Source organism: Mesorhizobium sp. P2_B5 (assembly GCF_056404775.1).
Genome location: NZ_JBFUDJ010000015.1, coordinates 1 through 14,794, shown reverse-complemented (window position 1 = coordinate 14,794; position 14,794 = coordinate 1). Strand labels below are relative to the sequence as shown.

14 protein-coding genes are annotated in these 14,794 nt (G+C 62.0%); 6 read left to right on the top strand and 8 right to left on the bottom strand.

Annotated features, from left to right (window positions below):
* Window positions 1-4 precede the first annotated feature (4 nt).
* The 5 genes from AC1D1N_RS29525 to AC1D1N_RS29505 all read left to right on the top strand — a co-directional run bounded on the left by AC1D1N_RS29525 (window position 5) and on the right by AC1D1N_RS29505 (window position 5,064).
* Complete coding sequence (locus AC1D1N_RS29525) at window positions 5-376, top strand: MmoB/DmpM family protein (RefSeq protein ID WP_096455128.1); 372 nt, start codon at window positions 5-7, stop codon at window positions 374-376.
* Window positions 377-447: 71 nt separating this feature from the next.
* Window positions 448-1,470, top strand: coding sequence for an amidohydrolase family protein (locus tag AC1D1N_RS29520; RefSeq protein ID WP_192259852.1), 1,023 nt, complete (start codon window positions 448-450; stop codon window positions 1,468-1,470).
* Between the two features lie 5 nt (window positions 1,471-1,475).
* A complete protein-coding gene (locus AC1D1N_RS29515) occupies window positions 1,476-2,273 on the top strand; it encodes an iron-sulfur cluster assembly protein (RefSeq protein WP_436258626.1) in 798 nt (265 codons plus the stop codon).
* Window positions 2,274-2,350: 77 nt separating this feature from the next.
* Window positions 2,351-3,982, top strand: a complete 1,632-nt coding sequence (groEL, locus tag AC1D1N_RS29510) for a chaperonin GroEL (RefSeq protein WP_477352763.1) — start codon at window positions 2,351-2,353, stop codon at window positions 3,980-3,982.
* Between the two features lie 38 nt (window positions 3,983-4,020).
* Window positions 4,021-5,064 (top strand): NAD(P)-dependent alcohol dehydrogenase, encoded by a 1,044-nt coding sequence (locus tag AC1D1N_RS29505; protein WP_112566229.1) that lies wholly within the window; start codon window positions 4,021-4,023, stop codon window positions 5,062-5,064.
* A gap of 108 nt (window positions 5,065-5,172) precedes the next feature.
* On the opposite strand, the gene AC1D1N_RS29500 is transcribed toward AC1D1N_RS29505, so the two are convergent.
* A complete protein-coding gene (locus AC1D1N_RS29500; RefSeq protein ID WP_477352761.1) occupies window positions 5,173-7,251 on the bottom strand; it encodes a sigma-54-dependent Fis family transcriptional regulator in 2,079 nt (692 codons plus the stop codon).
* 85 nt (window positions 7,252-7,336) lie between these two features.
* A complete protein-coding gene (locus tag AC1D1N_RS29495; protein ID WP_477352759.1) occupies window positions 7,337-7,858 on the bottom strand; it encodes a hypothetical protein in 522 nt (173 codons plus the stop codon).
* Window positions 7,859-7,977: 119 nt separating this feature from the next.
* Between AC1D1N_RS29495 and AC1D1N_RS29490 the strand changes: the two genes are divergently transcribed.
* Window positions 7,978-8,151: a hypothetical protein gene (locus AC1D1N_RS29490; protein ID WP_477352757.1), complete on the top strand. Its 174-nt coding sequence runs from the start codon at window positions 7,978-7,980 to the stop codon at window positions 8,149-8,151.
* A 14-nt stretch (window positions 8,152-8,165) separates the two neighbouring features.
* Here AC1D1N_RS29490 and AC1D1N_RS29485 read toward each other — a convergent pair whose 3' ends face one another.
* The 6 genes from AC1D1N_RS29485 to AC1D1N_RS29460 form a co-directional block, all read right to left on the bottom strand.
* Complete coding sequence (locus AC1D1N_RS29485; protein WP_477352755.1) at window positions 8,166-8,918, bottom strand: GGDEF domain-containing protein; 753 nt, start codon at window positions 8,916-8,918, stop codon at window positions 8,166-8,168.
* 162 nt (window positions 8,919-9,080) lie between these two features.
* The gene (locus AC1D1N_RS29480) at window positions 9,081-9,785 is read right to left on the bottom strand and encodes a thermonuclease family protein (RefSeq protein ID WP_477352842.1); all 705 of its coding nucleotides are present in this window, start codon (window positions 9,783-9,785) and stop codon (window positions 9,081-9,083) included.
* Between the two features lie 32 nt (window positions 9,786-9,817).
* A complete protein-coding gene (locus tag AC1D1N_RS29475; protein ID WP_477352753.1) occupies window positions 9,818-11,017 on the bottom strand; it encodes a type 1 periplasmic-binding domain-containing protein in 1,200 nt (399 codons plus the stop codon).
* A 220-nt stretch (window positions 11,018-11,237) separates the two neighbouring features.
* The gene (locus AC1D1N_RS29470) at window positions 11,238-11,993 is read right to left on the bottom strand and encodes a lytic transglycosylase domain-containing protein (RefSeq protein WP_477352751.1); all 756 of its coding nucleotides are present in this window, start codon (window positions 11,991-11,993) and stop codon (window positions 11,238-11,240) included.
* A gap of 36 nt (window positions 11,994-12,029) precedes the next feature.
* Complete coding sequence (locus AC1D1N_RS29465; RefSeq protein ID WP_477352749.1) at window positions 12,030-12,404, bottom strand: hypothetical protein; 375 nt, start codon at window positions 12,402-12,404, stop codon at window positions 12,030-12,032.
* Between the two features lie 61 nt (window positions 12,405-12,465).
* On the bottom strand, window positions 12,466-14,794 hold a 2,329-nt coding region (locus AC1D1N_RS29460; RefSeq protein WP_477352747.1), incomplete at its 5' end, for a beta strand repeat-containing protein.

Genomic DNA, 14,794 nt, shown 5'->3' with positions numbered 1-14,794 from the left:
CGTCATGTCACTAGCAGCACGCGACGCAACGCATTCCAACATCTTCAAGGCGATGAAGGACATCACCTTCGAGCAGACGATCTCGCATCAGTGCGGCGTCACCATGAACGACTCGGTCGAGGCTCGCGCCATCGCCGAATTCATGGGCCAGAAGCCCGGTGTCACCATCACCTACCAGCCGGCGCTGATCCGCATCGACGGCGACGGCAAGCTGATCTTCAAGATGGACGCGATCGGCGAATATCTCGGCCGCGAGATTTCGGCCGAGACCTTCGAGGTCAACACCTCCACGCATTACGGCCGCATGGTCCGCGTCGACGACAACACCGTGATCCTGTTCGGCAACATGGATGAGATGTTCGAATACATCGAATAGCCGCCAAGGAAACTGGCGCGCCGCGGGTGCGGCGCGCCGAACCGATCAATGCGATTGCTGCGGAGGCAACCATGTACAGAACACCGGAAGGCAAGGACATTTTCGTGGTCGACGGCCACACCCATTTCTGGGACGGCAGCCCGGAAAACCAGAAGAACATCCACGGCAAGCAGTTCATCGAATGCTTCTATGCCTATCACACGGGCTTGAGCCCGAAGGAACAGCTGTGGGAGAAAAGCAAGTTCGAGAAATACAGCGCCGACGATCTCTATCGCGACCTGTTCATCGACGGGCCCGACGATGTGGCGATCGTCCAGTCGACCTACCTCAAGGATTTCTACAAGAACGGCTTCAACACGATCGAGCGCAACGCCGAGGTTGCCAAGCGCTATCCCGAGCGTTTCATCGTCAACGGTGCCTTCGACCCGCGCGACGGCGAGAAGGCGCTGGAATACATCCACTTCCTCAAGGAGACCTACAACGTCAAGGGCGTGAAGATGTACACGGCCGAATGGAACGGCGCCTCCAAGGGTTGGAAGCTCACCGATCCCGATGCCTACAAATGCTTCGAACTCTGCGACAAGCTCGGCATCAAGAACATACACGTTCACAAGGGACCGACGATCATCCCGCTCAGCAAGGATGCCTTCGACGTTCATGACGTCGACCACGCTGCGACGGATTTCCAAAACCTCAATTGGATTGTCGAGCATTGCGGCCTGCCGCGTCTCGACGATTTCTGCTGGATCGCGACGCAGGAAACCAATGTCTATGGCGGCTTGGCGGTGGCGCTGCCCTTCATCCACGCGCGCCCGCGCTATTTCGGCGAGGTCATTGCCGAGCTGTTGTTCTGGCTCGGGCCGGAGAAGATCCTGTTCGGTTCCGACTATGCGATCTGGACGCCGCGCTGGCTGGTCGAGAAGTTCTGGGCCTACCAGATCCCGGAGGACATAGCCGCCGAACGCGGCGTGCAACTGACCGACGAGATCAAGGAGAAGATTCTCGGCCTCAACGCCGCGCGTCTCTACAACATCGACGTCGAAGCCAAGAAGAAGGCGCTTGCCGGTTCGCCCTTCAGCATCGCGGCGGAGTAGGAGCCATGGCAACCGCCAATGTTTCCGGCGACTGCCAGAAGGAACTCTGGCGGCGCCTTGGTGAGGTCAACGATCCGGAACTCGACGAACCCATCACCGAAATGGGCTTCGTCGAGCGGGCGCAAGTGAAGGGCGATGGCGGCGTGGAGATCGATTTCCGCCTGCCGACCTACTGGTGCTCGCCCAACTTCGCCTTCCTGATGCTGGACGGTGTGCGCAAGGCGCTCGACCAGCTCTCCTGGGCGCCGGCCTATCGCGTCAAGCTGCATGACCACATGTTCGCAGACGAGGTCAATCGCGGCATGGCGGAAGGCAAGAGCTTCGGCGACATCTTCGCCGTGCTTGCCGAGGATCAGGATCTCGGCGGCTTGCGCGAGACCTTTGCGATGAAGGCCTTCAAGCGTCGCCAGGAGGCGGTCCTGCGCGGCCTCAAGGCGCACGGCCTGACCGATCGCGAAATCCTCGGGATGGACCTGCCGGCCTATGACGTCGCGCGGTTCGAACCGGGCGAGGCAGCCAAACAGAAGCCGCGATACCGGGCGGCCCTGCTCGAGCGGTTTCCCGATCGCCGGGTGGATGATCCTGTCTTCGTGACCTGGGAAGGGCAGCGTATCCCGCACGGCGCACTCAGCGCCCACCTCGCCGAACTGCGCGGTGTGCGCATCAACATGGAGTTCAACGGCGCGCTGTGCCGGGGGCTCAAGCAGAGCAGATACAAGGAACTGGATGTGATCGACGGCGAACCGACGCTGGTCGATTTCATTCTGGATCGCGTGCCGGCGCGAACCGCGCCGACCGCCTGAAGCAGAACTGACAGCAACGGCCTCCCTCGCACGAGGCCCCCAACCAACAACCCGCCCGTAAGGCGGAAGGAGGAATCATGCCCAAGATAATGCTTCACAATTCCGACGCCCGCCGTGCTCTCGCCCGCGGCGTCTTCCGGCTCGCCGCCGCCGTCGAGCCGACACTTGGCCCCAAAGGCATGAACGCCATGATCGACCGGCCGATCGGCACACCGATGGTGACCCGTGACGGTGTCAGCATCGCCTCCGAGATCGAGCTGCACGACCGTTTCGAAAACATGGGCGCGCAAGTCGTTCGCGAAGTCTCGATGCAGACTAACGAGATCGCCGGCGACGGCACCACGACCGCCATCGTGCTCGCCAACGCTCTGATCCAGGGTGGCGTCGAGGCGAATGAGCGCGGGGTGAAATCCGTTGACCTGTGCAAGGGCATCGACCTTGCCGTGGCGGCGGTGGTGGCTGCGCTCAAGGCTTCGGCGAAGCCCGCCAAGGGCAACGGCATCCTGGCGTCGGTCGCCAACATCGCGGCGACCAACACGAAGCTTGGCGCGCTGGTGGCTGAGGCACATCAGCGGGTAGGCGCCGAAGGCGTCATCACCACCGACTTCAGCGTCACCACCGAGACCACGCTCGATGTCGTCGAAGGCATGTCCTTCGAACGCGGCTATCTCTCGCATCACATGGTGACCGACCAGGAGAAGATGGAGGCTGTGCTCGAACGGCCTTACATCCTGATGACCGATCTCAAGATCAAGGAGCCCGGGCAGCTCGATGCGGTTCGCCGCATCGCCGACGAGGATGGCCGGCCGCTGCTGATCGTGTCCGAGGAGATGTCGCCGGAAGTGGTGGTGACACTGCTCGGCAAGCAAGGACCTGGAAAATACCTCGTCGTCCATCCGCCGGAATATGGCCATTGGCGCAAGGCGATGATGGAGGATCTGGCCATCATCACCGGCGGCAAGGTGATCGCGCGCGATCTCGGCGGCCAGCTCGAGGATATCACGGCGGATGATCTCGGTACGGCCGACCGGGTGAAGACCAGTTCGTCCTACACCTCGATCATTCGCGGTGGCGGCGACCATGCCGCAATCGCCTCGCGTCGCGCGCAGGTGCAACGGCAGTACGAAGCCTCGCAGCCCAACATCGATCAGGACAAGCTGCGCGAACGCCTGGCCAAGCTCTCCGGCGGCACCGCGGTCCTGTATGCCGGCGGCGTCACGCCGGTGGAGCAGAAACGCACCATCCAGCTGATAGAAGATTCGCTGAATGCGGTGCGTGCCGCGTCCGAGGAGGGCGTCGTCGCCGGCGGCGGTTCGGCGCTCGCCCAGATCGCGCCGCTGCTCGACAAGGTGGCGGCCGGTGTCGACGGCGATGTCGCCGAGGGCGTGCGCCTGGTGCGCTCGGTGCTGTCGCGGCCGCTCTGGCGTATCGCCGCCAATGCCGGTGCCGATCCGGAAGCGGTGGTGGTCGAGGTCACCCGCATCAATGGCGGCTACGGCTACAACGCGTCGACCGGCGCGTACCAGAACATGTTCGAGGCAGGGATCATCGATCCGGTCCGCGTTACCTACACCGCGCTTGCCAACGCAGCCTCGGTGGCGACGCTGATCCTGACCACCGAAACGCTGATTGGCGATCTTGCCGAGGATGAGGATCCGACGGCCGGGCCGGCGCGTGGCGGCGGCTCTGAAAAACTAGGCCGCGCCTGAAGCAATCCAGACAGTCTCGACGTTGAAAGGATACGACGATGAAAGCTGCCAGACTCTACGAATACGATCCGAAGATGAACGTCCGGCTCAAGATCGAGGAGGTCAAGGCGCCGACGATCACCGCGCCCGACGAAGTGATCGTGCGAGTGGGTGCCGCAGGCCTCTGCCGCACCGACCTGCACATTATTGAAGGCGTGTGGAAGCCGACCATGGATCCCGAGGGAACGCTGTTGCCCTACATCATGGGCCACGAGAATGCCGGCTGGGTCGAGGAGGTCGGCAGCGGCGTCAGGTCGGTCAAGCGCGGTGACGCGGTGATCTGCCATCCCTTCCGCTCATGCGGCATCTGCCTCAACTGCCGCCATGGCGAGGACATGTATTGCGACAACGGCCAATTCCCCGGCCTTGGCATGAACGGCGGCTTCGCCGAGTATTTCATCACCAGCGAACGCTCGCTGATCAAGCTCAACGCCAACATCACGCCGATCGAGGTGGCACCGCTGGCCGATGCCGGCATCACCGCCTACCGCGCCGCCAAACGCGCCGCCAAGTTGCTGCGGCCGGGGAGTTATTGCGTGCTGCTCGGCATAGGCGGGCTCGGCCACATCGCGCTGCAATCGCTGCACGCGATCTCGGGTTGCCGTATCATCGCCGTCGATCGAGAACCGGCAGCACGGGTGCTGGCCAAGGATCTGGGCGCCGATTTCATTCTTGACGGCGGGCCGAATGTCATCGAGGAAGTCAGCCAGATCACCGGCGGCGGCGCCCATGTGGTGATCGACTTTGTCGGCGAGCTCGGTGTCGAGAACATCTGCTGGAAGATGGTGCGCAAGGGCGGGCAACTCTTCGTCGTCGGCTATGGCGGCAACATCAACGTGCCGACCGCACATCTCGTCATCGAGGAGATCAACATCGGCGGCAGCCTGGTCGGCAATTTCACCGAGCTTGTCGAACTGATGGAGCTCAACGCCGACGGTAAGGTGAAGATGCACTACACCGAGTACAACCTCGCCAGCATCAACACCGCGCTCGACGATTTCAAGAACCGGCGTTTCACCGGCCGTGGCGTCATCGTGCCCTGAAACAACCGGACCGGATTCCGAACGAAGCCCGGTCGCCAGTCCGATTTATCGGCCACAACTCCCCAACCCCATGGCGCAAATGCCATGGGTTCCTTTTTGTGCTGCGCATCAGATAAAACCGCGCCGGATGCCGTATTGGCCGAGCTTGCGATAGAGTGTCGGCCGCGAAATGCCGAGCCGCAGCGCAACCTTGCTGAGATTGCCGGCCTCCGCGACAAGCGCATTCTTGATCGCCTGGCGTTCCGCATCCTCGAAAGAGTACACCGGTGCTTCGAGCATGGCCGTGGGATGGTCGCTGTGCATGGCCATGCTGTTGCGATTGCCCGCACTGATTTCTCCGGGAAGGTCTTGCAGTTCGATCGTGCCGCCGCGCGCCATTATATGCAGCCGCTCAACCAGGTTCTTCAGTTCGCGCACATTTCCCGGCCAGCGATAGGCCAGCAGCGCGTCGGAAGCTTCGTTTGAGAACTCCAGCGGATCGTTGCCTCCCAGCTTCGCGATCTGCCGGTTGAAATGCTCGATCAGCAGCAGCACGTCGTCACCGCGGTCTCGCAGGGGCGGGACATGGATCGAGACCGCACCGATGCGGTAGTAGAGATCGCTGCGGAAGCGTCCGGCCGCGACCTCCTGCTTGAGGTCGCGATTGGTCGAGGCGACCAGTCGCACGTCTACCGGCCGACCCCTGGAGTCGCCGATGCGGTGGACCACGCGCTCCTCCAGGACACGCAACAGGAATGGCTGGATTTCGAGCGGCAACTCGCCGATCTCGTCAAGACTGAGCACGCCGCCATTGGCCAGTTCGAAGATGCCCGGCTTGCCGTCACGCGCAGCTCCGGTAAAGGCGCCGCCCACATGGCCGAACAATTCGCTGCCGAACAGCTCTTTGGTGATTGCGCCACAGTTCATGGCGATGAACGGATCGTTTTCGCTGCGCCGGCTGCCGGCATGGACCAGTCGCGCAAACAGCTCCTTTCCGACGCCGGTTTCGCCCTCTATCAGCAACGAAGTGACCCCGTTCGAGCCGGCCACCCGGGAAGCGACATCGACAGCGGCCAGCAATTTTTCGCTTTCGCCGACGATCATCGCCGCGGCTGCCCGCAGGTGTTTGTTGCCCTCCCGGCTTGTCACCGTGATGCTGGAGACGGCTGGCGTCGAGGGAAACACAAGAGCCGCGCCCCGAAGGTCGCCGTCGAGGTTCAGTGGCGTGACATGGCAGGATCGCAGATGCGGCGGCAGCGCGTTGGCGAGATCGGTGTCGGAGCCCGAGACCGGCAGGTTCATGAGCCAACGACCACGGCCCGGTTCCATCGGGCCGTCCATCATCTCCGTCGCGTCGCCGTTGGGCACGTTGTTGCAGAAGATCGCGCGGCCACGATGGTCGACGATCACCAGCCCGTCCTTCCGGCGGTAGCTGGGCGCCGAGGAAATGAAGGCTTCGAGCAGACGGGTGCGCTGCTCTTGCTGCTGCTCGGCCAGCGCCTTTTCGATTTGCCTGGCAGTGGCGGCGACGAGGGCCGTGTTGTGCGGCCGGAAGATCGGCGAATAGCCTGACAGATCGACGACGCCGATGATCTTGCCGTCCAGCGGATCGCGAATCGGCGCGCCGGCACAGGTCCAGGATTTGATACCGGCGCAGAAATGTTCGGCGGCGTGGACGAAGATCGGCTCACCGGTCCACAGTGCCGTGCCGATGCCGTTGGTTCCAACGGCGTCCTCGTTCCATTTGCCGCCAACGGCCAGATGAATATCCATGCCGTCATGCAGTGTCTTCTTGTCGCCGATGGCATCGATCAGCACGCCGTCGCCGTCGGCAAGCACCAGCATCGCTCCCGTACCGTCCAGCAACCGGCCAAGCGAGGCGAATGACCGCCTCGCCGCCGATAGCAGTTCGGCATTGGCACGGGTCAGATACTCGATCTCGTTTCGGTCGCTGCTCAGCGGCGCTTCGATGCCCTGCGCATTGATGCCGCCAGTCGCGCTGCGATACCAGGAATCGTGAATCAGCGAGCGAACATGGACCGGATCGCGAGCGGATGTCGGCTCGTCGGAAAGAAAACTCTCCCAGGCGCGCATGGTGGCGCGCTCATCATAGTCGATGTTGTCCAGAGCCAGCTGTCCGGTGGCCATCGACGCACGCGTCGGAAGCGCATCGCTTTTCATCCGATTGGTGCCGCTCGCGTGTTTCATTCAGTCATCACAGTACCTTTTGGGGTATGCCATTTCTGTATGCTTCGCGGGTTGGACGTCCACAGCGACGCCCGAATGCCGACGGTCAGTCGATGCCGAGTTTCGCACCGATGTCGGCGGCAAGCTGTTCTTCGGTATAAGTCGCGGTCAGCCGCGATCCGTCCAGGTTGGCAAGCGCCTCGGCGATGGTTTCATCGACCGGAGAGAAAAAGCCGTTCTGCTTTGTTGCCAGGACGAAGATCTGCTCCCCATTCCGGGTGCGGACATCGCCGATATGATGAAGTTGGCGGCCGGTGTTCTGATCCTTGGAGATCACACGGCCGTTCATGGTGACGCGGATGGACGGGCTCGCTTCGGCGGCCGTCGCCGCGCTGCCGCCAACATGGATGATCAGCCCTTCAGCCTTCGGTTTCTGGCGCGGCTGCCTGGAGGCGGTGTAGCCACCGCCGCTGATCTGGTCGGCAAGGCGAACGATGGTCGAGCGGTTCTGCTCGATCAGCCGCTTGACCTGAACATCCTCGCGCCGCGGGCCGTCCCGCTTGGAGATGATCTCGACCATGAATCCTCCCAGATTCGTTGGCTTGGCAGTGCCCAGGATACGGGTCATTCTTATTTGCAGCGAACCCTACACTGCCATCGCTAGATCCGCCATTCACAATAGGTAGCGCTGAAATTCATCTCGGTGGTAGCAGGTGGCTGCTACACGGGATTTCCGGCGCTCCATCGTTGGAGCTGGTGACGGTTCTTTCCAACCATACGGCCGATCGCCGTGCAGGCGGCGAGAACGGGTTCTTCTCGGACCGGCTCTATCGCGAATTGAACGGCAGTACGGATGAGGCAAACGTGCTGGCCAAGGCCCTGGGCGGTTGGACCGCCCTGCCGATTGTCGACCGGACATAGGCGGCGCTTCAGAGTTAGTGGCGCAGGTGCGACAATTGAAATCCAGGCTTGTGTTCGACACCGGATAACAGCGATTCCGCCGACCGGAACATCTCTTCGAATTCCAGTTCGTTTTCAAACACCACGCCGCCGACGCTGATGGTCAGGTTATCCTCGGTTCCTTTCGGAGCGAAATAGGCCTGCGCCACGCGCGCCCGGATACGCTCGCCAATTTCCTTGGCATCGTCTTCCGTCGCACCGGGCAGAAAGACCCCGAACATGGAGGTTCCGATGCGGCCCACCAGATCTTCCTTGCGCACCGATGACTGGATGGTCGCGGCTATGAGCCGCAAGGCTTCGTCACCCCAGTCCAGCCCGAAGCGCAGATTGATGGACCTGATGTGTTCGGGATGAACGACCAGGAAGGCGCCGGATCTTGGACCGGACGATTCCTGCCTGGTTGTTCTCCTGTCGACCATCGACGTGAAGACTGTCCGGTTGAGGCAGCCTGTCAGGCTGTCAAAGGTCGCGGACTTGTTGAGTTCTCTTCGATAATGGCTGAGCTCGATCCGCTGCAAGCCAATGAACAGGAAAAGCGGGCCACCGATAATGACCGGCAACAGGATCGCTGTGGCCATGCTGCGGCCGAACGGCGTCAAGGCTTCCGAGAACAGAAGCAGATAGTTGAGGCCAACTGAAAGCAGCAAAATTCCCGCCGATCCCAAGGCGGTCAGCCATGCGACGTCTTTCCATTGCTGGGGCGATCTATTCGCCATCGGTGTCATCATTAGTCAATCTCCCGCCTGATCGACTACCATAGGCCATGGTGCTGCACATTCAGTTTCGAGGAAACATACAATTTGAGTAATGGCGCAATCGCCTACCATCGGCCGAAACCTGGCCTTCAATGCAAGGCTGCGCTGGCAACGGTAGCGACACCGAATTGTCGGCTATTGTGGCGGGCCGAATATGCCCATCTCGGCACCCTTGGCCGTTGCCTCCGCCTTGCCGTAAATGCCACTTGCCAAGGCCGTCGCCCAGCCGTTAGAGACAAGCCAGGCACCGACATCCTGTTTGCCCAAATTGCACGGTGCGGCAATGGCGAAACGATCGATCTCCGGCGGCACGACGCATTTAAGCGCCCGACCGCGCAGCCATGAATTGAAAGCCGCCCGAGCGCGTTGGCCGCAAGGCCAGGCGACGTCGCGAAACGAACAAGCCTTGTCCAGGTCGATGCCCTGGACCCCGCTGATGGCTACCGTGCGTCCCATGGATTCGAAGGTCGCCGACGAGGTGACAACTGGTTGGTACAGCAGGACCGCTGGCCAATCCTTTGGCATCTGCAGCCCTGCAGGTGCTGCCTGGCCAAGCTCGCTGAGCGGCGGGCGCGGCTCTACCCGTTCGATTTGTGCCGGATCAAGTTGTGGCGGCGCGATAAGGTCCTGAGCAATTTTGCGTGCCCGTCCTCGCCATGGCGTATTGGCGACGGTCGCAGCCGGTCGCGTTGGCTGGCCATCGTCGATGGATTGGCGTGGCGCTGGTACCGGTCGATCGATGGAAAGCAGATCGGCGGCTCGGACGATCAACAAGACCCCGGTCAGAAGCAGCAGGCTTCCGAGCAACACCACCAAACGATTGCGCCTCAGCCAGCCCATCAACTCAAGCAGATCCCAAGGAGTCTTGCCCCTCAGTACCCCGACGTCGATTTGGCGACCAGTTTGAGCGCACCTTTTTGAACCTGATAAAAGGGCATGGATCGCTCACTGGAGCCATCCGCCCGAAACCGGAACAAGCCGGTCGATCCGCGAAATCCGCTCCGATTTTCGAGCACCTGCTTGTTGAAGCCGCTGGGGCCGACCGCACTTGCAATCCCCGCTGTCAGGGCGACCATATCATAGGCGTAGGCGACATTGGCGTCGGCTGGATAATTGTAGGTCGTCTTGAAGCGGTCGGCGATTGGCCCGGTTTCGCTAGGGTCGAGCGTGGCGATGTAGGATCCTTCAAACAGCGGTTCGATCGGATGTTCCAGCCAGCGGTTGGTTCCAACGACGGCGACTGCTTTTCCAGGAATACCTTTCGATTTGAGCGCCGCAAGGATCTGCGACGGGTTATCGTCGCCGCTGGCGATGACGATGGCATCGGGAGCATCGACCAGTGAGCCCATGTCGTTGACCGCTTTTGTGCCGCCGTCACCGGCCGAATACGGAAGGGTGACGGCGAGCGTCGCGCCATAGATGCTGAGGCTGTTGGCGACCCGCTTTTCAACCGCGCTGGCATTCGCGCCGGCCGCGACGAGCAGCACGAACTTCTTGCTGCCTTTGGCCGCCAGGCCGGCCGCGCCCGCGGCCGCGCTGTCGGCCTCGCTGAGGCGCACCGCATAGACGCCCGGGCCACCGGCGAAATTGTCGGCCAGCGCCAGCACTGGCGGCCGCTGCGATCCCGACAGCTTGGCTATGTGCTGAGCGGCCCCAAGCTCGACCGGGCCGATGACGATCTTGGTTCCAGTGGTGATAGCCTTCACCGCCAATTCGCTGGCGTGCGCGCTGTCGCCCTTGGTGTCCTCAACCGTGACCGTGAGCAGTGCATTGCCAAGGTCGGCCATCGCCAGCTTGGTCGCATCGAGCATCTTTCTGCCGCTTTCGCCGACGTTACCTGGGGCCGACAAAGGCAGCAGCATCGTGACCTTCGTCGATCCGGTGCCGAGCGACTGCGTGGCTTGGGCCGGGCCGGCAGCGGCGCCGGCGGCCGGCGCTCCAGGTGCGGCGATCGCCGCCGGATCGAGCGCATCCGAGACGCTGCCTTTCGACTGGCAGCCCGATATTATGCCCGCGAGCGCAAAGACGATCGCCCATGTCCACGAACTGTGGCCCTGCCGGCCAGCTTCCATGATGCCTCCCCTCCGCCGGTTGTTTGTCCCGGTCTCATCCCATTCATCTTACGGCAGACTTGTCTCGCCGTCCTTGTAATTGCCGGACCATGGTTTAGAGCAATTCCAGAAAAAGTGTGAAGCGGTTTTCCCGGGAAAAGCGCGTAGCGCTTTCCCTTGGGAATTGCGTCAAAACAAGGAGTTAGAGCAGTTCGCCGTTTCCACGAAACGGTGGACTGCTCTAACCGTTGAAGAGTCTTGCCCGGAGCGCCTTGATCACTCTGGCTTGCCCGGCGCTTCGATAGTCCGCGCATTTCATGTATCGCGGCCCGGGCACGAACAGCCGGCGCACGCAAATCCGCTTCGCCGTGGCAGGGGCGCCATCATCTCCTGCTGTCGAGAATGCGGAGAAGCCAAACGTCGCCACCGGAAGCGGCCCGGCAACAGTGACACCTTCTCTCGCCAGGATCGCACGCGCACGCCGGCAGTAGCGGACCGAAAGTTCGGAGAACCGGGTCTCACCATGCCCGGCGCGATACTTCATGACGGTGGTGCAGAGATCGCCTGCGGCAAGGCTGTTCGCCTGCGCCAGATATCTGACGCCGAGCGCGATGTTGGTCGCCGGCGCACCAAGCTCGTCGAGCGAACCGCGAAAGCCGAGCATTCGCGCCGTTCCCGGCATCACCTGCATCAAGCCGACTTCGCCGTCGGCGCCGTGCACATCGGGATCGAAACCGCTCTCGATCTCCATCACCGCGTGCGCCAGCAACGGCTCCAGGCCGTAGAGCGATGCCTGGCATGTCGCGAATGCCTTGAATGTCTCGCGCGTCCATTCCGGGGCGGCGTTGCAGCGAACCGGCCGCGTCAAGCCGGACGGTGCTGATCTCTCCAGGCCAGGTCGTTCCAGCCAGTTGGCGCGGGCTTGCGTGGCAAGCTGGCCAAAACCGGTCAATGCGATCGCCGCAGCGATCGCCTTCGTCGATCGTCCGCCGACCATCGGGTCAGCCAACCGGCACGGCCAGATCCCTTCCGGTCAGTTCATGTACTCGACCATGCGGTCGTGGAAGCATTCACACTTGTTGAGCGTGTCTTCGTCTTTGTAGTTCGTCTTGAGATAGCCATAGGCCATGCCGCAGGCGACCTTGGCTTCCGATGCCCAGACGAAGGCGGGGCGCGAAGAGTTGATCCATTCCGAGCTGTTGGCGACAGCCACCGACTCGTCCATCAGCTTCACCACCTCGGACTTGAGATCGACGATGTTGTCGTTCAGCACCAGGTTCGACGTGCCGACCGTGCGGCAATAGTCGGCCACCGGTCCTTCGATGATGTCGGCGGCATAACCTGTCGACCCGACTGCCAGCAACAGCGTCGCAGCGGAAACCAGCAGCAGTCTTGCAGAACGTTTCATGATGAACTCCCCTCGATATTAGCGTTGTATTAACATGATCGCGTGGCCACGCGCCATGCCGTTAAACCACGTTTGCCGTCGTCGTGTGCTGGGCTATGCCGTCGTCGTAGAGCAGCGTGATCGTGTTGGCCGCAGGCAGGTTCTGCAGCGTCGCGACGTCGACGAAATTGGCGCCGCCGGTGGTGCCGTTGGCGTCGACGCTGAGCGTGCCCGTCGCCGAATTATAGTTCACGAAGTCGCCAACATTCGCAGGAGCCGAGTCGAACAAGGATGTCAGGTCGATCACGTCGCCATGGCCGCCGACGCCGCTGTAGTCAGCGATGAGATCCTTGATGTCCAGTCCGTCTAGCTTGAACGTGTCAGCGCCCGCTCCGCCGGTGACCGTGTCTTGGCCTGTGCCGCCAATGATGACGTCGTTGCCGTCGCCGCCGCTTATGAAATCATTGCCGCCGCCGCCGCCGAGGAAATCATTGCCTCCCCTGCCTATGATGACGTCACCGCCACCATTGCCATTGAGATGGTCGATACCGGAAGTGCCGTAGATCTGGTCGGCCAATGTGGCATCTCCATTCACAGTAATCCCAGGGTCGCCCGGATCATGAGAGAAGAACTCGAATTTGACAGCGCGGGCCTGGTAATTGCCGCCATCATTATCGAAATAGGAAAGTGTCCATGTGTCGCCTACTGACGCCGCGTGCGCAGTCAGGTAGGTCGCTAGTGTCGTCGTCGTTGCGACTCCGGCGCCGTCGAGCAGGAAGATGTGGTCATAGTCGACGGTTGCCTTCATCAGACCAGTGGCCGGATCATAGAACCAGCTCTGCTCGAACGTCCCTGCCGTCAAATCATCCTCGACGACCGCGAAATGATTTGTTCCAATTACGATCTCGACCTGAACTTCCTGCTCGCGGTGCGACCCGGCGCTGCTATCTCCGAAGGCGCCCGGGTTCCGCTCCCCAACAGGGATAGGTGTTACGAAGGGCGACTCCTGAAAGTCGGTATAAATGACAAGCGTGGCGCCATGAGGGTCGGCCGTTATAGCGCTTACCGTGGCTTGGGATAGCTCCAGGGTCGTGATCTGATCATTTCCCGACGTAAGCGGGCTTTTGCCATTGCCCACCTGCGCGGTGTCGCTGGGCAAGCTGGTCGGCGGAACTTCGTGGATGCCGACAGTTTGCGCGACGTGGGCGTGGCCGTCATAGACGTCCAGCGCCAGGTTGCTGTTGACCGTGTCGGTTTGCGATACGGTCGGCCGGTAGACCAGGTCGTCCAGCAGGTTGATGCCGCCGGACGGATTGTAGAGCACGGTGCCGGCTGTCAGGGCGACATAGGTCACACCGTTGAAGTAGAACGTCCCGGTCGGGATCGTTCCTGTCGCCGTGACGATGAGGTTGTCGCCGTCCGCATCCGTCGGGATAGAGACCAGCAGCGGATATCCGTTCGGATAGCTGGGCGTGCTGAGCGTCTGCTGCGCCGGATCGCTCGACATCCAGTTCTGCGTGTTGGCGACAACCGGCGCATCGTTGACGTCGGTCAGGTTGATGGTGAGGGTCGTCGTCGACAGGTCGCCGTCGCCATCCATGATGGTGTAGACGAACACGTCTGTCGTGTTGGCGTTGATGCTGTGGGCCGTCGACTGGTAGGTGTAGGAGCCGTCGGCGTTGAGATGCAGCGTGCCGTGCAGGCCGGAAATGTCGGTGCCCGCACCGGTTAGCACTGCTGTCGTGGTGTCGGCACCGGCAGCACGTGCGCCGACCACGCCGCCACCTGGGGCAAAGCCATCGGCGCCGGCCACGTCGTTGGCCAGCACGCCGGCTGCGGCTGTCACGGTCAGCAGAGCGCCTTCGTTGACGTTGCCGGAGTTGGCAACCGCCGTCGGCACGTCGTCGGTGACGTCGATGGTGATGGTGTTGGTGATGGTGTTGCCGTTGGAGTCGGTGGCCTGGTAGGTGAAGGTCTCGACGTTGTTGACGGTGTTGGCGCCGTTGTTGGCGTCGACGCCGTCGACCGGCGAGGTCAGCGTGTAGCTGTAGGTGCCGTTGGCATTGAAGGTCAGCGTGCCGTGCACGCCGGTGGCGCTGCTCAGCAGTGTGTAGGTGTAGGGTCCGGTGCCGCCCGACACATTGTCGACGACGGTGCCGGCAATGGTCTCTGCGGTGCTCGACGGGTTGGAGCCGATCGGCAGCGCCGCCTCGTTGACCGTCAGGTCGTCGTTGGAAGCGGCAAGGCCGCTGTCCGACAGGTTGATGGTGAGGGTCGTCGTCGACAGGTCGCCGTCGCCATCCATGATGGTGTAGACGAAGGTCTCCGTCGCGCCTGCCGGCGGGACCACGTTGGGCAGGCCGTCATAGCTGTAGGTGCCGTTGAGGCCGTCATAGCTGTAGGTGCCGTTG

Bases quoted from the DNA above. Each gene is read 5' to 3' on its own strand.
- AC1D1N_RS29525 (WP_096455128.1), top strand. From the start codon at position 5: ATGTCACTAGCAGCACGCGACGCAACGCATTCCAACATCTTCAAGGCG.
- AC1D1N_RS29520 (WP_192259852.1), top strand. From the start codon at position 448: ATGTACAGAACACCGGAAGGCAAGGACATTTTCGTGGTCGACGGCCAC.
- AC1D1N_RS29515 (WP_436258626.1), top strand. From the start codon at position 1,476: ATGGCAACCGCCAATGTTTCCGGCGACTGCCAGAAGGAACTCTGGCGG.
- groEL (WP_477352763.1), top strand. From the start codon at position 2,351: ATGCCCAAGATAATGCTTCACAATTCCGACGCCCGCCGTGCTCTCGCC.
- AC1D1N_RS29505 (WP_112566229.1), top strand. From the start codon at position 4,021: ATGAAAGCTGCCAGACTCTACGAATACGATCCGAAGATGAACGTCCGG.
- AC1D1N_RS29500 (WP_477352761.1), bottom strand. From the start codon at position 7,251: ATGAAACACGCGAGCGGCACCAATCGGATGAAAAGCGATGCGCTTCCG.
- AC1D1N_RS29495 (WP_477352759.1), bottom strand. From the start codon at position 7,858: ATGACCCGTATCCTGGGCACTGCCAAGCCAACGAATCTGGGAGGATTC.
- AC1D1N_RS29485 (WP_477352755.1), bottom strand. From the start codon at position 8,918: ATGATGACACCGATGGCGAATAGATCGCCCCAGCAATGGAAAGACGTC.
- AC1D1N_RS29480 (WP_477352842.1), bottom strand. From the start codon at position 9,785: ATGGGCTGGCTGAGGCGCAATCGTTTGGTGGTGTTGCTCGGAAGCCTG.
- AC1D1N_RS29475 (WP_477352753.1), bottom strand. From the start codon at position 11,017: ATGGAAGCTGGCCGGCAGGGCCACAGTTCGTGGACATGGGCGATCGTC.
- AC1D1N_RS29470 (WP_477352751.1), bottom strand. From the start codon at position 11,993: ATGGTCGGCGGACGATCGACGAAGGCGATCGCTGCGGCGATCGCATTG.
- AC1D1N_RS29465 (WP_477352749.1), bottom strand. From the start codon at position 12,404: ATGAAACGTTCTGCAAGACTGCTGCTGGTTTCCGCTGCGACGCTGTTG.